General features: G+C 68.0%; 24 protein-coding genes and 2 pseudogenes. 10 read left to right on the plus strand and 16 right to left on the minus strand.

Going from position 1 to position 21,204, the window contains the following annotated elements:
* Nucleotides 1-260 precede the first annotated feature (260 nt).
* From J0910_RS30630 to J0910_RS30640, 3 genes are read right to left on the minus strand one after another with little or no spacing between them, the layout of a single operon-like run.
* Nucleotides 261-1,106 (minus strand): helix-turn-helix domain-containing protein, encoded by an 846-nt coding sequence (locus tag J0910_RS30630; protein ID WP_420162251.1) that lies wholly within the window; start codon nt 1,104-1,106, stop codon nt 261-263.
* 13 nt (nt 1,107-1,119) lie between these two features.
* Nucleotides 1,120-1,647 carry a DUF6879 family protein gene (locus J0910_RS30635; protein WP_420162252.1) on the minus strand — a complete coding sequence of 176 codons (528 nt, stop codon included), beginning with the start codon at nt 1,645-1,647 and terminating at the stop codon, nt 1,120-1,122.
* Nucleotides 1,648-1,650: 3 nt separating this feature from the next.
* Nucleotides 1,651-1,851 (minus strand): hypothetical protein, encoded by a 201-nt coding sequence (locus J0910_RS30640; RefSeq protein WP_420162253.1) that lies wholly within the window; start codon nt 1,849-1,851, stop codon nt 1,651-1,653.
* Between the two features lie 104 nt (nt 1,852-1,955).
* On the opposite strand from J0910_RS30640, the gene J0910_RS30645 reads away from it, so the two are divergent.
* Genes J0910_RS30645 through J0910_RS30655 form a run of 3 tightly spaced genes read left to right on the plus strand, consistent with a single transcriptional unit; the run spans nt 1,956 to nt 3,181 of the window.
* Entirely contained in the window at nt 1,956-2,474 is a 519-nt protein-coding gene (locus J0910_RS30645; RefSeq protein WP_420162254.1) for a hypothetical protein, read from the plus strand.
* A complete protein-coding gene (locus J0910_RS30650) occupies nt 2,471-2,710 on the plus strand; it encodes a hypothetical protein (protein ID WP_420162255.1) in 240 nt (79 codons plus the stop codon). Before J0910_RS30645 ends, J0910_RS30650 begins: the two co-directional genes overlap by 4 nt.
* A gap of 9 nt (nt 2,711-2,719) precedes the next feature.
* Nucleotides 2,720-3,181, plus strand: a complete 462-nt coding sequence (locus tag J0910_RS30655) for an NUDIX domain-containing protein (protein WP_420162256.1) — start codon at nt 2,720-2,722, stop codon at nt 3,179-3,181.
* 282 nt (nt 3,182-3,463) lie between these two features.
* On the opposite strand, the pseudogene J0910_RS30660 reads toward J0910_RS30655, so the two are convergent.
* Nucleotides 3,464-3,808: pseudogene (locus J0910_RS30660) on the minus strand (acyl-CoA dehydrogenase family protein); the annotation flags it as partial.
* A gap of 436 nt (nt 3,809-4,244) precedes the next feature.
* Here J0910_RS30660 and J0910_RS30665 point away from each other — a divergent pair.
* Nucleotides 4,245-4,367: pseudogene (locus tag J0910_RS30665) on the plus strand (helix-turn-helix domain-containing protein); the annotation flags it as partial.
* Nucleotides 4,368-4,399: 32 nt separating this feature from the next.
* On the opposite strand, the gene J0910_RS30670 reads toward J0910_RS30665, so the two are convergent.
* Nucleotides 4,400-5,212, minus strand: coding sequence for an alpha/beta hydrolase family protein (locus J0910_RS30670; RefSeq protein WP_420162257.1), 813 nt, complete (start codon nt 5,210-5,212; stop codon nt 4,400-4,402).
* A 316-nt stretch (nt 5,213-5,528) separates the two neighbouring features.
* Nucleotides 5,529-5,939 (minus strand): hypothetical protein, encoded by a 411-nt coding sequence (locus J0910_RS30675; protein ID WP_420162258.1) that lies wholly within the window; start codon nt 5,937-5,939, stop codon nt 5,529-5,531.
* Between the two features lie 4 nt (nt 5,940-5,943).
* Between J0910_RS30675 and J0910_RS30680 the strand changes: the two genes are divergently transcribed.
* The 3 genes from J0910_RS30680 to J0910_RS30690 are packed head-to-tail and all read left to right on the plus strand — an operon-like array spanning nt 5,944 to nt 7,519.
* Complete coding sequence (locus J0910_RS30680) at nt 5,944-6,351, plus strand: hypothetical protein (RefSeq protein WP_420162259.1); 408 nt, start codon at nt 5,944-5,946, stop codon at nt 6,349-6,351.
* Complete coding sequence (locus J0910_RS30685; protein WP_420162260.1) at nt 6,348-6,599, plus strand: PTS transporter subunit EIIB; 252 nt, start codon at nt 6,348-6,350, stop codon at nt 6,597-6,599. Before J0910_RS30680 ends, J0910_RS30685 begins: the two co-directional genes overlap by 4 nt.
* A 44-nt stretch (nt 6,600-6,643) precedes the next feature.
* Nucleotides 6,644-7,519 carry an IS5 family transposase gene (locus tag J0910_RS30690; RefSeq protein WP_420162261.1) on the plus strand — a complete coding sequence of 292 codons (876 nt, stop codon included), beginning with the start codon at nt 6,644-6,646 and terminating at the stop codon, nt 7,517-7,519.
* 120 nt (nt 7,520-7,639) lie between these two features.
* On the opposite strand, the gene J0910_RS30695 is transcribed toward J0910_RS30690, so the two are convergent.
* Nucleotides 7,640-8,527 (minus strand): alpha/beta hydrolase, encoded by an 888-nt coding sequence (locus tag J0910_RS30695; RefSeq protein WP_420162262.1) that lies wholly within the window; start codon nt 8,525-8,527, stop codon nt 7,640-7,642.
* Between the two features lie 149 nt (nt 8,528-8,676).
* Here J0910_RS30695 and J0910_RS30700 point away from each other — a divergent pair, with 149 nt between their 5' ends.
* Nucleotides 8,677-9,549, plus strand: a complete 873-nt coding sequence (locus J0910_RS30700; protein WP_420162263.1) for a helix-turn-helix domain-containing protein — start codon at nt 8,677-8,679, stop codon at nt 9,547-9,549.
* Nucleotides 9,550-9,609: 60 nt separating this feature from the next.
* Here J0910_RS30700 and J0910_RS30705 read toward each other — a convergent pair whose 3' ends face one another.
* The 9 genes from J0910_RS30705 to J0910_RS30745 all read right to left on the minus strand — a co-directional run bounded on the left by J0910_RS30705 (nt 9,610) and on the right by J0910_RS30745 (nt 19,506).
* Nucleotides 9,610-10,113 (minus strand): hypothetical protein, encoded by a 504-nt coding sequence (locus J0910_RS30705; RefSeq protein WP_420162264.1) that lies wholly within the window; start codon nt 10,111-10,113, stop codon nt 9,610-9,612.
* Between the two features lie 14 nt (nt 10,114-10,127).
* Nucleotides 10,128-10,325 carry a hypothetical protein gene (locus J0910_RS30710; protein WP_420162265.1) on the minus strand — a complete coding sequence of 66 codons (198 nt, stop codon included), beginning with the start codon at nt 10,323-10,325 and terminating at the stop codon, nt 10,128-10,130.
* A gap of 64 nt (nt 10,326-10,389) precedes the next feature.
* Nucleotides 10,390-11,979 (minus strand): P-loop NTPase family protein, encoded by a 1,590-nt coding sequence (locus J0910_RS30715; RefSeq protein ID WP_420162266.1) that lies wholly within the window; start codon nt 11,977-11,979, stop codon nt 10,390-10,392.
* A gap of 115 nt (nt 11,980-12,094) precedes the next feature.
* Nucleotides 12,095-12,580: a transposase gene (locus tag J0910_RS30720; RefSeq protein ID WP_420162267.1), complete on the minus strand. Its 486-nt coding sequence runs from the start codon at nt 12,578-12,580 to the stop codon at nt 12,095-12,097.
* A complete protein-coding gene (locus tag J0910_RS30725) occupies nt 12,577-13,107 on the minus strand; it encodes a hypothetical protein (RefSeq protein ID WP_420162268.1) in 531 nt (176 codons plus the stop codon). Before J0910_RS30725 ends, J0910_RS30720 begins: the two co-directional genes overlap by 4 nt.
* Before the next feature lie 237 nt (nt 13,108-13,344).
* Nucleotides 13,345-14,763, minus strand: coding sequence for an ATP-binding protein (locus J0910_RS30730; protein WP_420162269.1), 1,419 nt, complete (start codon nt 14,761-14,763; stop codon nt 13,345-13,347).
* Between the two features lie 707 nt (nt 14,764-15,470).
* Entirely contained in the window at nt 15,471-16,961 is a 1,491-nt protein-coding gene (locus tag J0910_RS30735) for a hypothetical protein (protein ID WP_420162270.1), read from the minus strand.
* A 785-nt stretch (nt 16,962-17,746) separates the two neighbouring features.
* Nucleotides 17,747-18,652, minus strand: coding sequence for an SRA domain-containing endonuclease (locus tag J0910_RS30740; protein WP_420162271.1), 906 nt, complete (start codon nt 18,650-18,652; stop codon nt 17,747-17,749).
* Nucleotides 18,653-18,660: 8 nt separating this feature from the next.
* Nucleotides 18,661-19,506, minus strand: coding sequence for a TauD/TfdA family dioxygenase (locus tag J0910_RS30745; protein WP_420162272.1), 846 nt, complete (start codon nt 19,504-19,506; stop codon nt 18,661-18,663).
* A 130-nt stretch (nt 19,507-19,636) separates the two neighbouring features.
* Between J0910_RS30745 and J0910_RS30750 the strand changes: the two genes are divergently transcribed.
* Nucleotides 19,637-20,038, plus strand: a complete 402-nt coding sequence (locus J0910_RS30750; RefSeq protein ID WP_420162273.1) for an NUDIX hydrolase — start codon at nt 19,637-19,639, stop codon at nt 20,036-20,038.
* Between the two features lie 4 nt (nt 20,039-20,042).
* The gene (locus tag J0910_RS30755) at nt 20,043-21,191 is read left to right on the plus strand and encodes a helix-turn-helix domain-containing protein (protein ID WP_420162274.1); all 1,149 of its coding nucleotides are present in this window, start codon (nt 20,043-20,045) and stop codon (nt 21,189-21,191) included.
* The last annotated feature ends 13 nt before the right edge of the window (nt 21,192-21,204 follow it).

Consider the following 21,204-nt stretch of genomic DNA (forward strand, 5'->3'; position numbering starts at 1 on the left):
GGTCGTTCGCTGCTCTCGGCAGACTCCGCAGGCCAGGAATCGCCGCTCGCCGACTCATGGCGCCCGCCGTGGCCGACGGGCCGGGCGCATGGCAGCGCCCCGTGCGGCCGCTCTCCGTCGGCCGCAACAGGCCAGGCCAGGCACTCCTGCGGCAGGACGGGCGGGTAGCGGCGGGGGCGTTCCATGGCCGGGAAACTACCCGGGCGGCTTTCCCGCCGTCCCGAAGATTTCTCGAAATTTCTCCTGCAGGGGAGTGGATTTCACGGCTTTTCTCGCAGGAGCTCGCGGCGCAGCCGCGCCAGCAGCCGGTGCGCACCGGTTCCCCGCTCGGCCACCCCCCACAGCTCATCCCAGGTCCGCCGGTACGGTGCGATCGCCTCGGAATCGACCAGCCGCAGCTCCGCCCCGATGGTCTCCACCAGCACCAGCTCACCGTCGAACAGCCAGAACCCGTGGCTCGGAACCACCGGCACCCGCACACCGGTGGGCACGACCGCGATGTCCACCCCGGCCATGCCCACCATCCCCGCGACCCGGTCGAGCTGGCCGGCCATCACCTCCACTGGGCAGATCAGCAGCCGCAGCGCCGGCTCCCACATCAGGACCTCGATCCGCCGCCCCGGCTCGTACAGGATCTGCTGGCGCCGCATCCGCGCCTGCACCCCGGCCTCCACATCATCGGGCGTGCCCTGAAGGGCGACGGTGCGGCCCAGCATGTGCCGGGCGTAATCGGGCGTCTGCAGCAGCCCCGGCACACAGGCCGCCTCGAACACCCGGATGTGAGAAGAGGCCTGCTCGATGTCGCCGAAGGAACGCTGCCGCGCCATGGTGCCGGCGGCCAACTGCCTTCTCCAGCTCGTGTAGTGGGTCTCCGCCTCGCGGCGCTGGGCGAGCAGCTCCTCGGCCGCTGCCGGCGCCCCGCACGCCGTCGCCCACGCCCTCAGGTCCTCCGCGGTCGCGCTCTGCTTGCCGTGCTCCAGCTTGGAGACCTTCGACGGCGCCCACCCCAGGGCCCCGGCCAGGGCGCGGCCGGACAGCCCGGCCCCGGTGCGCACCTCGCGCAGGCGCGCCCCCAGGGCATGCCGGGCCGTCTGGAAATCACTCATCGATGGGCAGGGGTCAGATGCGGGAGGCCGTGTACCCGGTGAAGGTCAGCGCGTGGTGCCAGGCGGCATCACGCGCCCGCACCGCCTCCAGCACGGCCTCGGGCTCCTCGGTGAGGACCACGCCGAGGAAGCGGTCATCGTCGTCGAAGTGCAGGTCGGCCCGGACCGCGCCGTCGAACAGCCAGAAGTCGCCCTCGGGCAGCTCAGCGACGACGGGGTGACCGCGGTCAAGGTAGCGGATGTCTTCGCCGGCCGCGATGTTGTAGGGCGTGCCCCACAGCTCCCAGCGCAGGTAGTCGCTGGGCGGGTCATCGATGAGCCGCACCCGCTCCATCCGCTTGCCCGCGCCGGTCTGGTCGCGAACCATCTCCAGCCACGGCCGGAACCAGGCGATCCCGGGGTCGCGGCCAGCCAGCCACTCCTGGTAGGGGCCGTCCTCCTCGGCGACGCCGTAGGAGGTGCGGGTCTCCAGCCGCCAGGCGGTGAAGCGGTAGGAGCGGAACAGCTCATCGAAGTCGGGGCCCGGGGGGATCAGGTCCACCGGCTACTCCTTGGGGGCGAAGCGGGTGAGCAGCTCGCGGGGGACGACCACGAACTCCTCGCCGTCAAGGACGTCCTTGATCTGGGCGAGCGCTTCGGGGTCGGTGAGCCTATCGCCCTGGACGACGATGTCACCGGTCTCGGTCTCATACAGGGTGGGGCAGCCGCCGCCCTGGGAGGTGCTGCCGAGCATCTTCAGCTTCACGGGGGCCTTTCTACCTAGGGTGCCCGCATCGTAACCGCAGCAGCGCGCACTCGTCTCGGGAGGGCGGCACAAGAACCTCCTGTAGGAACTACCTCACCTCTCCTGTGACCGAAAGCGGCATTTCTCTCCCAAACCACACTCTCACCGCAGACGAGGCCGACCACGCCGCCGCGCTGCAGTTCGGCGACTCCACCGTCCGCCTGGCCGACATCGCCCGCCGCTCCGGCCGCGCCACCGAGGCCGCGGAGGAGCTGTGGCCGCTCACCGCCCGGCTGGAGGCCCTGCTGGCCGAAGGCCGGGTGGACGCCCCGGTGGTGGGCCTGCTGGCCCGCCCCCGCACCGCGCTCGGGGTCTGCCTGGGCCACCTCCTGGCCGAAGAGCAGCTCCATGCGGCCGCCCGCTGGACCGGGCGCGCCCTGGTGCTGGCCGAACAGCTCGACGAACCCGAGCTGCACGCCCACGTGCTGCGGATGCACGGAAACGAGCTGCGCAAAGCAGGGCGCCCGGCGGCCCCCACACCTCCACGCTGTACGCGTTCGTCTTCACCGTCGACCCCGACCAGGCCGGATTCACCCGCGAGGACCTCCTCGCCCGACTGCGCGGCGCCGGCTGCACCGAGGTGACCGACTGCGACTCGATGCGGCCCCTGCACACCTACCCCGCCTTCACTGCGCCCCGCTCCCCCCTCACCTCCTACCGGCACCCGCCGCCGCGCACGCCGACGGCCACCGCGGACCGGCTCGCAGCGCACTCCCTGCGCATCGGCGTGCCGGCCGAGGACACCGCCGCCGCCGACCGCTACACCCGAAAAGTGGCCGAGGCTCTCGAAACCGCTCTGGCCGAGCTCGGTGGGCGGTAGCGTCGCCACATGGATCTCCAGAGCCTCGTCGACGGCGCCGAGCGCGACCGGATTGCCAAGCTCGTGGTCGGCGCCGTCGTCCACGACCGCGGCCGCGTCCTCATCCTGCGCCGCTCCCTCAGCGACGACTTCCTGCCCGGCATCGAGGAGCTGCCCTCCGGCGGCGTCGAGGCCGGTGAGTCCCTTATGGAGGCGCTGGCCCGCGAACTCGCCGAGGAGGTCGGGTGGTCGGGGCCGGTCGAGCCCGACGCGGGCTTCACCGCCTCCTTCGACTACGTTTCCGGTAGCGGCCGCCCGGCCCGCCAGTACACCTTCGGCCTGGCCTGGAACGGCTCGCCGGTCGTCCTGTCCGGCGAGCACACCGGCCACCGCTGGATCGCCCCCGGCGAACTCGGCGCCACCGACCTCAGCCCCGAGTCCCGGCAGACGATCCGGGAGTGGGCCGCGCACACGGCGGCGTCAACCTCGTAGCGGCACGCGGTTCACCAGGAACGTTCCTGGTACCGGTGCGAACTTCGCGCAGCTGTGCCCCCAGGCGAAGGGCCGTACCGTGACCGCAATGGAAGGGGCGGGCGGGTGCGCCCGCCCCTTCACCATGCCGGTGTTACCGGCAACAGAAGCGGTAACACCCATCCGGGAACACGCGGTAAATCCGAGTAGAGGTCAGTAGGTTCTCATGTCCTCTTCCCTGGTTCCCCTCTTCGGAGAGGGGCGGACAGGCTTGCAGAACGCCCGCGCTGACATGCGGGAACGTCACTTCACCGGCAGGCCGGTGACGGCGCGGCCGATGATCAGGCGCTGGATCTCGCTCGCGCCCTCGAAGATGGTGAAGATGGTGGCGTCGCGGTGCCAGCGCTCCACCGGGTATTCGCGGGTGTAGCCGTTGCCGCCGAGGATGCGCAGGGCGTTCTGGGTCGTCCAGGTCGCGGTCTCGCTGGCGAAGAGCTTGCTCATCGACCCTTCGGCCTGGGCGAAGTCCTTGTCGTTGCGGGCCATCCAGGCGGCGCGCCAGACCAGCAGGCGGGAGGCGTCGATCCGGGTGGCCATGTCGGCCAGGGTGAAGGCGACCGACTGGTTCTCGGCGATGTCGCGGCCGAAGTCGAATCCGGGGTCGGCCTCGTCGGCCCCGGTCATCACCATCACCGTGTAGAACGGGGCGTCGGGGTGCTCGCCGTCGGGCGGGGTGGCCGTCTGGGCGGCGGCGGCCAGGTACTCCTCGGGCACCTGGTAGGTCTCCTGGTCCATCACCTGTGCGCACTGGGCCGGCTCGACGTCGCGGTAGCCGCTGGTGCTGTCGCCGCTGCTGTCGACCTCTGCCGGGTTGACCGTCTCCAGGGTGTAGTCGCCGGGGAAGTCCTGCTCTTCCAGCAGGAAGCGTTCCAGGTCCTGGTCGTGGGAGATGGTGCCGGTGGTGTCGGCGGAGCATCCGGCCGCGAGCAGCAGCGCCACCGCTGCGGCACCGGAGAGCTTCACGGGGCAGGGGGTGGATTCTAGTTTGTGTTGCAACACGGGCCGGGACGAAGGGGGATGAAGGGTGCCGGGCAAACGGCTGACGATCACCGAGCGTGAGGAGATCCTGGTCGGGGTCACCAATGGCGAGAGCAACGCCGCGATCGCCGCCCGGCTGGGCCGCGACCGCACCACCGTCTGGCGCGAGCGCAAGCGCAACACCTCCCCCTCGCCGCGGGCCTACCGGGCCTTCCCCGCCCACATCCGGGCCACCGCACGCGCCCGCGTGTCGAGCCAGTCCACCGAGACCCGAATCGCCTCGTCCTCTCGCTCGGTCGAGTCGAAACCATGGTCGGACCCCTGCACCGTGTGGAAATCCGTGTGGGCCCGAGCGGAGGCAGCGGCCCTGGCGATGTCGTAGGACACGTAGCCGTCCTGGTCTCCGTGGACCACGAGCGAGGGAATACGGGATGACGTGTAGGTACCGAGGGGGTCGTACAGGCTGAACTCGCGCCACATGATCGGGCTGAGGGGAAACTCACCGTCGATCAACAACTGACCGCTGGTGTCCAACTCCCGCTGTTGGCCAGGACTGAAGTTCTCCACTCCCCAGGGGAGCTCTGGGTTGAGGAAGGTGTGCTCCAGATCGAGTACGGGGTTCCACAGGACGAGGGAGTCGATCCGGTCACCGAGTACAGGAAGCAGGAGTGAGGAGGACACGGCCCCGAAGCTCGCGGCCAAAACGGAGAGCGGTTCGTGCCAAGCGCCCAGAGCGTGCTCGATGACCGACTGGAGGTCCAGCATCTCGCCGGCGACGGTCACACCGCGGGGCGTCCCACCGCTCTTTCCGTGTCCCCGGTAGGAGAACCGAACGACGTTGAATCCCTTGTCGGACAGGGTGTCGGCCAAGCGGACGAACATGCCGCCCTCGTCCTTGTCGACAGTGATGCCGTGAGCCTGGACGACGGTGCCCTTCGAGCGGTCTCCTTTGGAAGAGTGCAGGACCGCGTCGAGCGGGACGCCGTCGGCGCTGGCTACGTCGAGGGTGCGCATGCGCTGGACTTCCTGAGCCGGGGGTGGGGGCGGGCTCCTGCTTCAAGGGTCGGCGTCAACGTTCCGCCTGGAGCAATGCGAGCTTGGACGAGGATCGGCTCCTGAAGCAGAGGACACCGGGAGGATACCGGCCGACAAGCACTACGGACAGGCATGCTGATTCGTGTCCTGGCCGTAGGCGGAGGAGATGCGGCGCTGCGGGTGCACTTCCGCACCACCTGCGGGCGCCGCAGGACCGCGCCCCTGCGGCAACAGGAGGAGGGGGGTGCCGCCCGCCCCGGCGGGGAAGGGAGTCGGCCGGAGCGGGCGGCGGTCTTCACACCACGCGGGTCCTCGCCCACCAACCGCTCTCCGCGGCGGCGGGATCGAGCTCGTCCCGGACCACCGCGGCCGGCCGCCCCCGGACACCACCGGCGGGATCCAGGGCGTAGGCGGCACGCAGTGCGGCTTCTTCCTGCTCACCGGTTTCGATGAGCAGGCCGGAGCGGTGGCAGAAGGGGACGGTCGGCAAGCGCTGTTGCGCGGTGCGGCTCATCGCCGTGCGGGCGCCGGCCAGTGCCTCGGACAGCCGGGTCGGATAGGCCCCCGCGTCGGGGCCGGTGAGCGCGACCTCCACTCCCGGGGCCAGGATCAGGATGACGCCGCCCGGCTGCGAGCATCCTGCTCTCCCTGAAAGCCGCGCCGACCGGATGGGCTGCACGACGCCGTACCGCAGGGGAGGAGGCATGGAGGTGACCGCAGTGCGGGGCCCCGTGGACGCGGCGCTCAGCCGCCGGCTGCTGGCCGAACTGGCCGCCGAGCCTGCAGCCCAGGCACCAGCGGCCTGGACAGCAGGACTGGCCGGGACCGCCAACACCATCCGCACCGCCCTGGAGCGGGCTACAACCGACGGCGCCGAGGAAGTGGCCTTCGAGGACCTGCTCTCCTGGCGCAACGCCTTTGACGGACACCTGGCGCATATGGAGACCGCCGACCCGGCGTCCTGGACTGCTTGGCGGCGCCCGGGAACCTTCCTGGACTTGCTGCTGCGGCTGCGCTCCCTGCTGGCCCACGTGGTCGGTAAGGCGTACTGGGACGACGCCGAGCACGTCGCCTTCGCCGAGATCGACGTCGAACGCTATCTGTGGGGGGCGCGATGAGGCCGGAGAAGGTCCGGGCAGCGGTCGCGGAGCTGGCCGAGGCCCTGGGCGGGGCGGCCAACCTGGTGGCCGTGGAGCACTGCGTGACCCGGCTCCGCCTTGAGCTGGCCGACCGCGGCGCGGTCGATGAGCAGGCGCTGCGCGCGCACCCGGCGGTGCTGGGACTGCGCGAGGACATCTCGTTCCAGGTGATCGTGGGCCCGGCGGCGGTCGGGCCGCTGGCGGCCGCGCTGCGCGAGGTCGGTTAGGCCGTGTGTCGAAAGTGATCTTGGGCTGTGAATGATCGTGGTTCATGGGTCGGGGAGATCTCACGGACGAGCAGTGGGCGGTGCTGGAGCCGTTGTTGCCGAAGGGCGCCAGGGCGGGGCGGCCGCCCGTCTGGCCTCGGCGGCGGTTGATCGACGGCATACGGTTCCGGGTTCGGACCGGTGTTCCGTGGCGGGACGTCCCGGTCGAGTACGGGCCGTGGGGCCGGGTCTACGACCTGTTCCGCCGGTGGCAGCGCAACGGCACATGGCACCGGATCCTCAGCTGGCTCCAGGCCCTGGCGGAGGCGAAGGGGGCGATCACGTGGGATCTGAATGTCGACTCCACGGTCTGCCGCGCCCACCAGCATGCGGCCAGGGCCCGCAAGCAGGGTGACCTGCAGAAGGAACCGCCGGGCGGCGTCTTCACCGAGCCCCGTGATCATGGGCTGGGACGTTCGCGGGGCGGGTTCACCACCAAGCTGCACCTGGCCGTCGAGCAGGGCCAGAAGCCCATGGCAATTGTGATCACGGCGGGACAGCGCGGGGACTCACCGCAGTTCGAACCCGTGCTGAGGAAGGTTCGCGTTCCCCGCCTCGGGCCGGGCCGGCCACGCGTCCGGCCCGATCGCGTGCGGGCCGACAAGGCGTACGCCTCCCGCAAGAACCGGGCCTATCTGCGCCGCCGTGGGATCCGCTGCACCATCCCGGACAAGGCCGACCAGGCACGCAACCGACGAAAACTCGGCTCCCGTGGCGGCCGGCCGCCACATTTCGACCCGGCCGACTACCGCGAGCGCCATGCGGTCGAGTGCGGGATCAACCGCCTCAAGAGACATCGCGCGGTCGCCACGAGATACGACAAGCTTGCCGTTCGCTACGAGGCCGTGGTGCTGGTCGCAGCCATCGGAGAGTGGCTGTGACCAGCACCTTCGCGACACTCGGGCGCCTGACTCTCGCCGGGGACGTCCCACCCTGACCAAGGGGGATCTACCCGCAGCGCGGACGAGGCGTCCGCTGGATGACCGCTCACGCTTGCCGGCTCAGCCGAGGTGCTTGCTGAAGAACTCGGCCAGCTTGGCGACGGCGGGAGTCACGTACTCGTCGCGGTCGTACAGGTCGACGTGGGTGGCGCCGTCGACGAGGAACAGTTCGGCGTTGCCGGGGCTGTCGGCGACGGCCTTCTCCGAGAACCCGCGGGTCACCGCCTCGGTACCGGCGATCATGAGCAGCGGGCGAGGCGCGATCTTGGCGACGTCGGCGAAGGAGTCGAACTGGTCGAGGAGGTCCGCGCTGCGCACGACCACGTCTCCCGTGGAGCGCGGGTGCCTGCCGCGGGGCGTCTTGTAGTAGTCGACGAACTCGGCCGTCGGGGCGGGGGTGTCGGCGTCGGCCGTTTCCGGGAGCACGGCGAACGTCGCCGCGGGCTCGCCGGCGGCCTCGGCGTTGCGGAGGTTTCCGGAGTTCTCCACCATCTGCTGCCAGCCCTCGGGGTCGGCACCGCGGAAGAAGCTGGGGACGTCCGTCCCGGAGACGCCGGCCACGGCCTTCATCCGGTGGTCGGTCTGGGCGGCGTAGGGCACGTAGGCTCCGGAGCCGCACACGCCCATCACGCCGATGCGGTCGGAGTCGATCTCGGGGCGGGTGGTGAGGTAGGAGACCGCCGCGCGGAAGTCCTCGGCGCGCTGGAAGGGGTCCTCCAGGCCGCGGGGCATGCCCTCGGATTCGCCCTGGAATGCGGCGTCGAAGGTCAGGACGGCGAAGCCTTCCTTGACCAGGCGTGTGGCGTACACCGCCGGGGACTGTTCCTTGACCCCGGTCGTCTGGTGGCCGATGACGATGGCGGCGAGCGGGCCGTCGCTGTCCTCGGGAAGGTAGAGGTGGCCGGCGAGCTGCAGGCCGTTGGTGGGGAATCGGACGTCGGTCCTCATGTTCTGCTCCTGGGGGAATCAGTGCCGGCCGGCGATCTGCGGGCCTGTGTCCACTGTCCGGCCGACGGCCGGGGCCCGGGAAGGTCGGGCTGCTTCCTAGGAAGGATCTCTCCCAGGCAGAGCTTTTCCCTCGGTGCCATGCTGGAGGAATGGTCGATTCCGCGCATCTTCGTGAGCTCGGTGAGTTCCTCAAGCATCGCCGTGGTGAACTCACACCGGGGCAGGTCGGGCTTCCCGAGCGCACCCACACCCAGCGCCGCGTGCGGGGACTGCGCCGCGAAGAAGTGGCTGAGCTCGCCACCATCAGCACCGACTACTACGTACGCATCGAGCAGGGCCGACTGGCACCGTCACCGCCGGTACTCGAGTCCCTCGCGCGGGAACTACGCCTGGACGCCGACCAGAGGACGTACGTGGAAGGACTGGTCGACCAGGCCGCGCGCGCCGGACACCGCAAGACGCCGCGCCGGTCCCCGCGCCCCAAAGTGCACCCGCACCTGACCCGGCTGCTCGGCCAGCTCACCGGTACCCCCGGCATCGTCTTCGGCCCACGCCTCGACATCCTCGCCTGGAACCCACTGGCAGCACAGCTGCTATGCGACTTCTCGGCCGTGCCCGAGCCCGAGCGCAACTACGTCCGCATGGTCTTCACCGACCCGGTGATGCGCGACATCTACCCGGACTGGGAGGACGTGGCCCGCACCTGCGTCGAAGTCCTGCGGATGGAAGCCGGAACGAATCCGACGGATCCAGCCCTCACAGCCCTGGTGGGCGAGCTGGCCGTCGCCGATCAGCAATTCCGGGTCTGGTGGGCCGAGCACCGCGTCGCGCACCAGGACTTCGGCAGCAAACGCATCACCCACTCCCGCGTCGGCGAACTCACCCTCGACTGGGACACCTTCCGCTACGCCGGCGCACCAGAACAGCAACTCGTACTCTGGTCGGCCGAACCCGGCACCCCCGACGCGGAACGACTGGCCGACCTGGCCCACGACACGGCCCAGAGTCCGCAACTTTCGTGAGTATCACTGCGACTGATCTTTTCGAGGAGCAGCGAACCGTCGCCACTTTCGATACACCCCCTAGAGCCAGCAGGCGGCCACGGCTGCGGCTCGGCGCAGGCACGCCGTTTTTGTGGTGCCGTCGGCGCGGTGCAGGGAACGGGCGGTCAGCTGCATGCGCGTCCTGCCCACACCGACGGCGGGGGAGCGGGGCGCGCCGCAGGCCCTCGTGCAGGCCAGCACCGCCCCGGGTGGGCCTGTGAAGGGCGCTGGGGTGATTCCCGCGGTGTCGGCCACGGCTTCGGTGGCCGCGCCGGTGCCGTCGACCACATGTACGGCGGCTCCGGGCGGCGCCCAGGATGCGGGGTCCTCCCAGAAGGCGGCGTAGGCGTCCAGGAAGCCGGGATCGAACCACTCGGTGAAGCGCTCCCGCTCCCGGGGGTCTTCAACGGCGCGGCGGGCCTCGGCCAGCGGCCCGCCGACCGCCGGCCAGGAGGCGGCCGGATCGGGCTGGGCATCGGGGAAGACGACCGCTTCCTTGCCCAGGAGGCGTCCCAGCAGGCTCGTTTTTCCCGCGCCGGGCATTCCTTCGAGGATGATCACCGAGCCGCGGGCAGAGCGGCCAGCACACGCGGCACCAGGTCGAGCACCTGCCCGGTCAGTTCGGCGTCGATGTTCGGCGCCCACTGGAGAACCCAGCGCAGGTGGCGGGCCAGGTGGACGTTCAGGTGGCCAGGGTCGATGGCGGGGCGGGCGCTGCCCTGGGCCTCCTCGGCGTAGGCCCAGGGCAGCGGCACACGCCATATGACAATGTGACGCCTATGGCCCGAATAGTAGATTCCGAATAGGTGAAAGTGCTGACTAGGGGTTAGATCTGTAGAAGTCGTCAAGGTCTAGAATTGCTCGGCGGATAGCTCGATGATCTTGCAGGGGAACATCGATATCAATGTAGTTATTCCCCTCTTCAAGGTCGTCGAATGGAAGCATTCCGAGTGGTGCACTGTTGGTTTTAAGTAGATCAACGTAAGCGCCGTAATCGATTCCCCAAATATCATAGCGCTCTCCAGGCTGATCCTGGGCGGAGTAGCCGCGGCGAAGGATGTGAAGAACGCGCGCATCAAAAAGAGCGAGAAGCAATTCATTGCGAGACTCGGAAGGCTTAACAAGGAATGCCCGCGCCCGCTTCCCTCGAATCACCTCGGAGATGATCCATTCAAGAAGATGGCGGCCCTGGGCTAGGCTTGTAATTCCGTTCATTTTGTCCCCGTGGTACCAATCGCGAGTTGCGTCTCGGATTAGAGGGACGGATATTTTCTCTTGTCCGGCTTTCATGGCCGCCTTTGCTGCAATGTAAAGAGCATCCCTAGGCACTCCTTCGGCGGCCCGAACCAGCTCGTCGAATGCTCGCTTATCGATGAACCCAGGGGATATGGGATCCCCAGATGGGAGTGACGGTGCCAGCTGGGGCATGGTAGCTTTGATGCTTTGGACATGCTTGCTAAAAAGGCCTCGAAAGAATGATCGAGCGCGACCTTCATTGCCCTCGTAGACTAGGAAATCATCGAGGTTTACGTGCGCACCCATGTCTGCGCCGAGTTCAATGCCGATTGTTTTTCCATCAACCTGCGCCCTGAAGTTTGACTGCTGTTCAATAGCTGCAATCTTAACGGTGAATTTTTGAACAGGGAGGATGCACCGCGTCAAGAAATGCGCCAAATAGGGCTGAAGGTCTCTGGGTATGCTGATCCACTCATCAAGAAGTAGCCAAACACGCCGACTCGAAATGGCCGTCCCCAGTTCGCGAAGGGCCTTCGCTACATCGGTGAAATTTAGGCTGGTTTGTTCGGTTCCCGTGCGGGTTTCGGATCGGATGCCACGCTCTTCAGACGCTTCACTCACTCCTGCTTGTGCCGAAAACCCCGACCCTTTAAAGGAAAGGGACGCGCTGGCTGAAGCGTTTGCATTAGTTCCAATTTTTGTCTCTGATTCATCTGTCTTTTCAACGGAGCCAACAATCCTGACTGATGTGATTGCGGCTAGGAGGTGGTCTGCCCTCTCTATGAAAAGAGGATCTTCCATTAGGGCATTATCTTCAAGTACTGCATTCAGCATGGATTCGTGCAGTTGACCGAGGAGGTCTACAAGCAAGCGGGCGGCACGTTCGTTGATAGAGGCCGACTCTTGGTCGAGCAAACTTCCAGACGAGCCGATCGTACGCAAGTCGATGTACAGAGAAATGTCGCCACGGGAGGCTGCTTCGGAGCCAAGGTAGCTGAGGGCATGTGTTTTCCCAGTGCCTCGGCGGCCGTAGATCACTTGATGATCTACAGTATCTATTACGTCTACTACCCCCGAGTCGACGAACGTTTCGTGCAGTTGAAGGCTTTCCTGCTTTTCTGCGCGCTTCGGGATTTTATTGAAGGCCCGGTTGAGGGGGGAGAGAGCTGACATGAGAAGGATCTTAGACCATGTAGCCCTTGACTTCGGAACTTCTGCAAGTTTAGGCGTCGTTCCTGGCGGGGTTGAAGCGCCTGCTGAGGTTGAACTCATGATGTCGCTGGGTTACTCAGGTGGGTTTGATGGTCAGGTCGGCCTTGGTGAGGCAGCTGTCTATGAGGTCACTGTGGTACTGGATGTGCCGTAAGCCGCGTCGGATGCACTGGACGAGGTGTTCAGGGGTGCTGAAGGTGACATGGGAGAGCTGGCCACGCTGCAGCAGTGGCCAGATCCCTTCGACGGGGTTGAGGTCGGGTGCGTAGGGCGGCAGGTAATAGATGGTCGGCCAGTCCCGGGAGTCGGCGAACTCCCGCAGGCTGGCGGCCTTGTGAACGTTCAGGTTGTCCCAGATGGGCACGATCGGGCCGTCGGGCTGCTGGGGCGACGACCAACAGATCGCGGTAGTCGCGTCAGGAGAAGCTCTTGCGTCCGTCACGGCGGCGCGCAGTTCGGCCCGGCGCGCCTGCATGTCCGGTTCCTCTGGGGCGTCAGAGAGGTCTCGATTCGTGCCGCCTGGCTCCAGGGTCTGGAGCAGCTTCCCAAGCGGTTCGTTCACCCCAGAATGGAGGCGCCGACCCAGTCGGCTTCCTCCAGGCCGGCCAGGCGGGTGGGCGCGTCGGCAGCGGGGTCGGTGCGCGCGGCCAGCACCGCCTCCCGGGCGGGCAGGGGCTGCAGCCGCGCCCGCCAGGCCTCGGCGGCCTCCCGCCCGGCGCGGGAGGCGTAGCGGGCGCTCAGGTGCTCCAGCGGGCCCATGGCCAGCGGGTCGTCCGCCCCGGGGGCATAAGGGCGCAGCAGCGCGGCCGGGCCGCCCAGCTCACGCAGGCGCCGCCGCAGCTGGTAGGGGTCGTCGGCGGCGTAACTGGGAACCTCTGCGACCAGGGCGCCGGTGCGGCCGTCGGGGGCCCGGTCGGGGCGGGCCGGGGCGGTGTCGGGGTCGCGGCGGCCGCGGTCGGCGCGCCCCAGGGCTTCCAGCACGGCGGCCAGGGCCGCGGCCCGGGGGCCGAAGACGCGGCGCAGCCGGATCCGGCCGGCCGCGGCCTCGCCCAGGGCGGCGGCGACCTCCTCCCGGGCGGAGCAGGTCATGTTCCGCCCGGGGCACCCGGTCCGTGGTCGCCAGGGGTGTCCCGTCGTCGTCGAGCGGTTCGTAGACACCACTGAAGCGGTGCGTTCGGACGACGTAGCCGATCCCGTGCAATCACCGACTCTCGCGACAGGTGGTGCGCAGAGCCTGCGCCACTGCCATACGGAGGCTTCGCGAACGCGACGAGCGGGAATCCGCGATGGCGAGCGCGTGCTCACTGCGCCGCCTTGCGGCTGGTGTCATTGCGGCCACGCGGCCAGCAGATCGCCGGGGCCATAGGCGGCGTCGAGTCCCGGAGCATCGGTGCCGCTTCGTGAGACCGCCACCACCGGGACGGGGTCGCCGGTGAGCGCGGCCCGGTGCCGGTGGAGGGCCGCCAGGTCGTGCCGGTCGAACGGCGACTGCTCCAGCCACTTGATGGAGCCGACGAACAGCAGTTCCTTGGCGATGGGGGCGCGGTCCGCCCCGACAATGTCGATCTCGACGTCGTTGGTACGGGTCCAGTAGCCGCCCACCGCCGGGGCTGCGGGCAACTGATCGTCGGGCAGTATCCGGGCGAGCGCCTCGCGGACGAGCGGCTCGATCGCCCGGCCGCGCCAGCTGGTCCAGTTCTCCCTGATCCGTGACAGGGCTAGATCACCCCGCCCCCGCTCGATCTCCCCCATGGAGGGCCTGAGAAGGTGCAGCCAGAACCGCAGGTAGGGATCCATCACCCGGTAGCGGCGGTCCTTCGACGGGCGCGGCGACACGGGCAGTTCCCCGACGACGGTCCGCTTGTCCGCCAGCAGCTCCAGCGAGCGCTGTAGCGGCGTGGCGCCGATCCCACCGGCCGCGCGGGCGATGTTGGTGAAGGTCCGCTCGCCGCTGCCGATCGCCGCCAGCACCGTACGGGCCTGGGCCTGGGGCGGGAACTCCGCGGCCAGCGAGCGTTCGGCCGACACCAGCAGCGCCGAGACCGGATCGTTCAGCGCCTCCTCGAGGAAGTCCCACAGCCCCGCCCCGTGCTGCCACTCCGCGCAGATCAGCGGCAGCCCACCGGTGACCAGCGCGGCGTCGAAGGCCTCCGCCGGCTCGAGTCCCAGCATCCCGCCGACCTCGGCGGGGTTCAGTGGCCCGAGCACCATCTCCCGGCCGCGTTGGTGGAAGGGGCGCTCGTAGCTGTTCAGCGCCTCCATCATCGACAGATCCGAGCCGATGAGGACCAGCAGTACCGGCTTGGTCTCAAGGGCCCGATCCCAGGCCCGCTGCAGCATCCCTTCAAAGGCGCCGTCGGCATCCATCAGGTACGGCACCTCGTCCATGACCAACACGCTCGCCCGGTCGTCGGGCAGTGCTGCGGCCAGCACATCGAACGCGGCATCCCAGCTCTCCGGCCGCGCGGCGGCCACGAGCCGTGCCAACGGCAGCGTCGACACCTGGGCATCCCGGGCCAGTCGCGCCAGATCGTCCCCAAGGGACGCACCGGTCGCCGCGTAGAACAGGAACGGCACCCTGGAGCGCTCCACGAACCGCTCGACCAGCCGCGACTTGCCCACCCGGCGCCGACCGCGCAGCATGAGGCAGCGTCCGGGTCGCTCTCTCCCGACCCCTGTCGCCACCTTCCGCAGTTCACGCTCAAGCGTCGCCAGCTCGTGCCGACGGCCTACGAAATCCACCATGCCCGGCGACCTCCAAGGTGACACTAACATTAACATTGCTAACATGAATGTTAGCAACATGCAGCCTGAAAAGTAACCCACCCAAACCGCCATGGCAGCCACCAGCGGCTGGACGCTCTCGGCGGCAGCGCGGCGAGGATGGACGGCGTCGCCACGAAGAAGATCACCGCCTCGGCCCTCCACCGTCTTCGTCACCATGGCCAGGCCCGGCCTGCACGACCATGGACTCATGGCCTGCCCGACCGGCCGGCGGCTTCGGTGCGCGGCCACTGGCGCATCGAGGCATGTCACCACATCCGAGATGTGAGCTTCGGTGAGGACGCCTCGCGGGTGCGCGTATGGGTGCCGCTCCGCAGAACATGGCCCTGCTGCGTGATCTCACGATCGGCCTGCCGGCCGGCTTGGGGTTCGCAAGTATCCCCGCAACTTACCGGTGGGTGGGCTATGACTGTTTCATCCGCCCGCTCGACCTTCTCGGAATCTCCTGACCAGTGGTTACGCCAGCCGACTCCGAGAATGAAAACACCCTGCTTGCCAGAGCTTCCTGCCGCCGAATGGGACTGCAGGATCAGTGCGAAGCCATGGCCCTATACCTTCAGGACAGAAAAGCCTGCTGACCTGCTGCAGGAGCCGTTGAAGAAACGACGCTACTAACTCGCCTGAAGCTGGAACCCCTGCCATGAAGTCGATCACATGGTGTTTAAGGTCTAGCTGACGAGGTCATTGAAGCGAGCGCGGATCCTCGGGAACTCCCATATCTTTTCGCCCCCTTTAATGCCCAGCTTCTTTCGTTCTCTGGGAGGGGTGGATGCTCTTTTTGCGTCGTCTACCAGGACGGCGAGATCTGAGTCGTCGAGCACTATGATGTACCCTCTGTGGTCCAATGCCGTGTCTCGACATCTCTTCAGGAAAAGCTCTTTTTCTTTGAATTCCCTGCATACTAGCAACCCCACCTTTCCGCGTAGCGGAGAGAACCTGGAAGAGATCTGGTCCAGCTCGGGGTTCCCCAGGTCACGTTCGTAGTTCTTGCACTCTACGAAGATGTATCTGCTGGGTATCCTGTGGTCTATCAGCCAGGAAAAGAAGCCTCTTTGGGAGGTGTTGGTGTACTGGATATCAACCCGCTTCCTCCCGTTGTGGAGCTTCTCCTCTTTTGTTGGGAAAGAAAGTTCCGGGTACAGGAGCGCTGAGAGCAGACTCTCTACCCGGTCGTGGTAGTCGTGGGCGTGGTCGAATCCGGTAGGGGTTTCTATGACTGCGCGGAGAAGCTCGTCGTAGTCGATGTCGTCACTGTTTGTTGCGGAAGCGAGGGCGGAGTGCCCGAGGGGGAGCGAACGTGATTTTTTCTTGGTTTCGCGGTACCTGAAGACGAGCTCTGGGCGTTCAACGCTGAGGCGGTTTACGTCCTCCTTGGACATCCCGTAGTGCTCAATTACGTCTTCCGGGTTCACCTTTCTGAGGGTTCTGTCTCCTTCTTTGACTGTCTGGACCAGCTTGCTCGATGGGTTGTCGAGTTCTTCGTCGATCAGAGTCGGGACTAGATAGTTCCTGAGAAATTCGTCCTTCTTCAGGTGTAGTCCGTTGCGGACTATTACTTTCGGGACCAGGAGCAACTTTCCGCTTTCCGATGTAGGCAGCTCCGTGTAATCTTCCTCCCACTCCTGCCTGCTGGGGTCCCATACGAACCCGCTCGGAACCTCCTCGGTGGGGATGTCGTAGAACCTGGAGACGCTCTGGGTGTAATTTATGAGGGTTCCCCGAAGGATATTTGTCGTGATGTCGGATATCACATCTCTTCCGACGCCGTCGATGAAGAGTGCGGTATCCTCGAGATCTTCGATTAGGCCGGTCTGTGCCGCCCTGCTCTCGGCGAGCTTGTCCCCCAGTGTTCTTATTGATTTCGCCCCCAAGGCGCGCCCTGCGGATTTTCCTTTCGAAATTCCGAGGTGCGTTTCGTTGGGCTCTCTCAACTTTGCGAGGAGGTCGAGAGTTCTTTCCCTGTCGCCCTGACGGACAGCGTCCAGCAGGCTGTCAAAGTAGGTTGTCAGCATGATGTTGCACTGTTCACTCCAGTCGTCCGAAAGCCAGCGGATGCAGGATGGATCGATGTACACGGGTGTATCTTTGATGACGTCAACGTCTACGAAATCGAGCTCCGACTGCTTTCTGTCAATGCCGAAGTATTCCGAAACTCTCATGGCGCCTCCTTCTGGGCGACCATGCCACCGACATTTCCGTAGATCAACAAATTGGCTGAAAGTGGCCAAATGTATCTATTGAGAAGCCGGGCCGTGCTGCGCAGGGGGGATGGCACCAAGGCCTGCCGAGGGCCTCGGCTCGCTGGGGAAGTCCTGCCCATGCCGGGCAGGGGCGGGCCGCCAACCCCCCGCTCACGTGCCCGGAGAGTTTGCTCTGAACCATGCTGCCCGCCAACTGGCCTCCTGCCGCACAGGCGCGAAGAAGGGGCACCGAGGTTCTATGCCCACCCCATGGGGACCTTTCGCCGAGCCCGTGTTGCGGTTTGGGTCCTGTCTGGGGGCCAGATCACCACTCCGCTGGATCCCCTGCGCACCGAGGGCCGGCCTTGTTCAAGGGCGTCTCCCCCCCCCGGAGATCTCTCCGGTGGGCAGTGGACCCTGGTCGGGCCTCATTCGTCGACCCCGCTCTCGGCCTGGGGCAACACTTCAACAAGGTGATGCGGTGGTTTCGCAGCTGGGTGCGGCAGGGCGTCTTCCGGCACTTGTTGGAAGCAGTGATCGCCCAAGTCCCCCGCACAGGGCCGGTCCGACCCGGAGCTGTGGGAACCCCATCGGTGGGATCGCCGCGGCTGGGCCTGGCTGCCCTGTGCGCCGGTGGTACCGGAACCTCCTGGCCCCATCGCCCCACCCGAAGCGGTGTTTTGCGTTGGGGGCAGACAAGGGGCCGGGGAGGGGGCCCAAGGGGGCGCCCTCCCCGGAGGTCTGCTCTTTAGCGGGGGTACGGGTCAGGCCGTGCTGGTGAAGGAGTCGCCCTCTTCCCAGATCACCTCGATCCCAAGATCCGCGCAGTAGTCGAGCAGATCGGGGCGGGGCCTGCTGGGCAGGAGGACTGCGAGCGCGGGCCGCTGCCCGTCGCGCTCGATGAACCGGCGGTAGTCGAGGAGCTGGCCGACGGCCATGCGGACGGCCTCGCGGGTGATGGTGCCCTTGGCCTCGATCAACTTGTGGACTGTCTTGTCGTAGAGGTCGCTAAACAGCGGCTTGAGCTCCTTCACCGGCGAGATCTTGTGCCGGGCCACGGTGTGCCCCTGGAGGAGGAGGTGGCGCTGGTACCTCTGCACGAGCTTGGATTCGCGCCGCTCTGCCTGGTAGGGCTCCCGGGACGGGTTGACGTAGGTGCGCTCGGTGTGAGTCTGCTCGACGTCGACCTCGATGAGTTCGGACTTGTCGTGGGGGGTCTGGGGGAGGGGGGGCCGCTTGTCCTGGGTCCCTCCGACGGGGGTGAGGCGGAACATGATGACGCTGCGGATCTCGTCGCTGTCCCGCATCGGGGCGTCGGTGAGGTACCAGGGGTTGTCCGCGGCCAGTTCGAACTCTCCGACGTAGGTCACCTCGCCCCGTGCGCCGTCCAGGAGGCGCAAGGCCCGGCCGTCTTCGCGGTGGTTGAGGATGGCCAGGTTGCCCTGGGTCATGGTCTGGTCGCCCTGCTGGCCCTCGCCGGCGTAGTGGTAGCAGCCGTCGTCGCCCCAGCCGTCGAAGTAGCCGTACTGGTGCCCGCTCCTGGGGTCGGAGAACAGGAAGATGTTGGGGGTCTGGCGGGAGGGGCCGATCCCGCCCTGCTGGCGGCCTCCGTAGTCCTCGTGGAGCCTGGCTCGCTTGACCGTCTCCCCGGGCTGAAGCTTGAAGTCCATCTGTACTCCTATTTTAGGGTTGATTTTTGACCTAAAAATCTAGAGTAGATGTTGGTGGCGGCGACTTCAACCGGTTTTGAGGGACGTCCGCGAGCGTGCGCACCGGCAGGCCGGGGAGCAGGCGTCGTCCCCCTCGAGGGGGGCGGGGTCGGGGGTGTGCGCCAGGGCGATGGCGCCTCGAAGCGAGGTAGAGGACCAAGACGCCCGGCAGCCACTGAGTCGCGGGCTCCTTCACGAGGTCGAGAAGACGGGAACAGAGGAGGGGAATGCCTGGGAGCGGAAGGGTGGGCCTGGACTGCCTCGGTCAGCGCCGGGAGGTGGGCCTGGGCGCGGGGGGAGAAGCTGGCCAGGCCGTCCAGGCGCAGCCGGATGCTCCACCTACCGCCCGCAGCGCGCTCCAAGACCGGGGCGCTGTGCCCGCAGGCGCCGCCGAAATGAGCGGCCCCGCGCGCCGACAGCGCCTCCAGCGCGGCCGGGGCGCGCTCGGCCAGGTGGGCGAAGACGCCGGCGCCGTCGGCCAGCACCGTCTCCCCGCCAGAGGAGCCCGGGTGCACGCACAGCAGCATCAGCAGGTGCGGCGGGGCCGGGGTGCCTGAGCGTTCGGTGTGCAGGCGCAAAGCCTGACGGGTGAACCCGGTGCGGCCGGGGCGGTCGCCGTCCGGGCGGGGGCGCCCTTCGGTGATGCCGTCGGGCCCGGCGTCGGGGTGCCCGGCAGGCACCAGTAGGGAGGAGGCCAGGGACGCGAAGGCCGCACGGCCGGCGGGGGCGGTGAAGCGCACCAGCCCGGTCTCGCGCAACCGGGACGTTATCGCCTCCGCGGCGGTAGCGAGGTCGAGGGAGGTCGTCGTGGTCATGTTCTTGAGGATCCGGCCGCGCGGCCCCGTAAGGCCAGTGACGATCTGTCAATCCCGATGGCCCTGCCCGGTGCGGGACGCGGTGCTACGGTGCGCGCAACAGCACCCCGGACAGAGAGCGAGCCTGCCCATGCCCCCCGCGCAGTTCCCCGTCTCGGTCAAAGGCGTCCTCATCCGCGAGGGCAAGGTGCTGCTGCTGCGCAACGAGCGCGAGGAGTGGGAGCTGCCCGGCGGCAAGATCGACCCCGGCGAGACGCCCGAGGAATGCCTGGCCCGCGAGATCACAGAGGAGACCGGGTGGGCCGCGCAGACCGGGCCGATCCTGGACTCCTGGGTCTACTACATTCCCGCCGCCGACCGGCACGTGTTCATCGTGACCTACGGCTGCCGCACCACCGCCGACGCGCCCCTGCGGGTCTCGGAGGAGCACAAGGAGGCCGGCCTGTTCACCCGCGGCGAGATCGCAGGGCTGAACATGCCCGAGGGCTACAAGCGCTCCATCGCCGCCTGGTTCGACCACCCGCAGCGGTGAGCCGATGAGCACGCGGGCGCCGCGCTGGATCTGGGTGCGCCCCGAGGCCCGCGCGGCCCTGGCCTCCGGAGAGGCGGGGGCGATGCTGGCCTGCTACCGCCGCCTCACCGGCCTCTCCCAGGCGGTGCTGGCCCAGCACCTGGGCTATGACCCCTCCTACATCTGCCTGCTGGAACGCGGCCGCCGCCGGATCAGCGACCGGGCCGGGCTGGCCCACCTCTCCCGCCGCCTGGGCATCCCGCCCCACGCCCTGGGCATCACCGCAGACGAGACCGACCATGCCGCCGCGCTGCAGTTCGGCGACTCCACCGTCCGCCTGGCCGACATCGCCCGCCGCTCCGGCCGCGCCACCGAGGCCGCGGAGGAGCTGTGGCCGCTCACCGCCCGGCTGGAGGCCCTGCTGGCCGAAGGGCGGGTGGACGCCCCGATGGTGGGCCTGCTGGCCCGCGCCCGCACCGCGCTCGGGGTCTGCCTGGGCCACCTCCTGGCCGAGGAGCAGCTCCATGCGGCCGCCTGCTGGACCGGGCGCGCCCTGGTGCTGGCCGAGCAGCTCGACGAGCCCGAGCTGCACGCCCACGTGCTGCGGATGCACGGAAACGAGCTGCGCAAAGCAGGGCGCCCGGCGGCAGCCATCGCCCGCCTGTCCCAGGCCCTGGCCCTGCCCGCGTCCCGGGCCGAGCACGGGCAGGCGCTGTTCCTGCTGGCCCGGGCCGCCGGGGAGCACGATGACGCCGACACCTTCGATGCCGCGATCGAAGCGGCCGACCGCAGCATCGGAGAGGAGCCGGTCGGCATCCTGCTGACCCCTTTCACCGTGCGGGAGGCCCGCATCCGCGGCCTGGCCTGCACCGGCCGCCTGCGCGAGGCGGCCGATCTGGCCGCCCGCCCCGCCGGCGCGTCGGCGCCGGCCCCGCAGTGGGAGGCGATCGAGGCCGCCACCACCGGCCATGTGCTCCTCGCGGCCGGAGACGAGACCGGCGGAGCAGAGGCGCTGGAGCGCGGCCTGTCCGCCTCGGTGGCCCACCGGCTCCCGCACCAGATCCAGCGCATCCTCCGAACCGCCCGCGCGGCGAACCGGGACGACCTGGCCTTCCGGGCGGAAACCGCTCTGGCCGCTCTGCATCGCCCACCGCTTCCCGAGTCCCCGACATGAACCGCCTTCCTCG

This window comes from Nocardiopsis oceanisediminis, from assembly GCF_048595525.1.
In the GTDB taxonomy this organism is placed as follows: Bacteria; Actinomycetota; Actinomycetes; order Streptosporangiales; family Streptosporangiaceae; genus Nocardiopsis_A; species Nocardiopsis_A oceanisediminis.

What these genes read in the sequence shown, in the direction of transcription:
- J0910_RS30655 (WP_420162256.1), top strand. Translation starts at nt 2,720, where the DNA reads ATGGATCTCCAGAGCCTCGTCGACGGCGCCGAGCGCGACCGGATTGCC.
- J0910_RS30730 (WP_420162269.1), bottom strand. Translation starts at nt 14,763, where the DNA reads ATGGTGGATTTCGTAGGCCGTCGGCACGAGCTGGCGACGCTTGAGCGT.
- J0910_RS30725 (WP_420162268.1), bottom strand. Translation starts at nt 13,107, where the DNA reads ATGACCTGCTCCGCCCGGGAGGAGGTCGCCGCCGCCCTGGGCGAGGCC.
- J0910_RS30750 (WP_420162273.1), top strand. Translation starts at nt 19,637, where the DNA reads ATGCCCCCCGCGCAGTTCCCCGTCTCGGTCAAAGGCGTCCTCATCCGC.
- J0910_RS30755 (WP_420162274.1), top strand. Translation starts at nt 20,043, where the DNA reads ATGAGCACGCGGGCGCCGCGCTGGATCTGGGTGCGCCCCGAGGCCCGC.
- J0910_RS30700 (WP_420162263.1), top strand. Translation starts at nt 8,677, where the DNA reads ATGGTCGATTCCGCGCATCTTCGTGAGCTCGGTGAGTTCCTCAAGCAT.
- J0910_RS30670 (WP_420162257.1), bottom strand. Translation starts at nt 5,212, where the DNA reads ATGCGCACCCTCGACGTAGCCAGCGCCGACGGCGTCCCGCTCGACGCG.
- J0910_RS30740 (WP_420162271.1), bottom strand. Translation starts at nt 18,652, where the DNA reads ATGGACTTCAAGCTTCAGCCCGGGGAGACGGTCAAGCGAGCCAGGCTC.
- J0910_RS30675 (WP_420162258.1), bottom strand. Translation starts at nt 5,939, where the DNA reads ATGCCTCCTCCCCTGCGGTACGGCGTCGTGCAGCCCATCCGGTCGGCG.
- J0910_RS30745 (WP_420162272.1), bottom strand. Translation starts at nt 19,506, where the DNA reads ATGACCACGACGACCTCCCTCGACCTCGCTACCGCCGCGGAGGCGATA.
- J0910_RS30685 (WP_420162260.1), top strand. Translation starts at nt 6,348, where the DNA reads ATGAGGCCGGAGAAGGTCCGGGCAGCGGTCGCGGAGCTGGCCGAGGCC.
- J0910_RS30695 (WP_420162262.1), bottom strand. Translation starts at nt 8,527, where the DNA reads ATGAGGACCGACGTCCGATTCCCCACCAACGGCCTGCAGCTCGCCGGC.
- J0910_RS30630 (WP_420162251.1), bottom strand. Translation starts at nt 1,106, where the DNA reads ATGAGTGATTTCCAGACGGCCCGGCATGCCCTGGGGGCGCGCCTGCGC.
- J0910_RS30715 (WP_420162266.1), bottom strand. Translation starts at nt 11,979, where the DNA reads ATGTCAGCTCTCTCCCCCCTCAACCGGGCCTTCAATAAAATCCCGAAG.
- J0910_RS30735 (WP_420162270.1), bottom strand. Translation starts at nt 16,961, where the DNA reads ATGAGAGTTTCGGAATACTTCGGCATTGACAGAAAGCAGTCGGAGCTC.
- J0910_RS30705 (WP_420162264.1), bottom strand. Translation starts at nt 10,113, where the DNA reads ATGCCCGGCGCGGGAAAAACGAGCCTGCTGGGACGCCTCCTGGGCAAG.
- J0910_RS30690 (WP_420162261.1), top strand. Translation starts at nt 6,644, where the DNA reads ATGGGTCGGGGAGATCTCACGGACGAGCAGTGGGCGGTGCTGGAGCCG.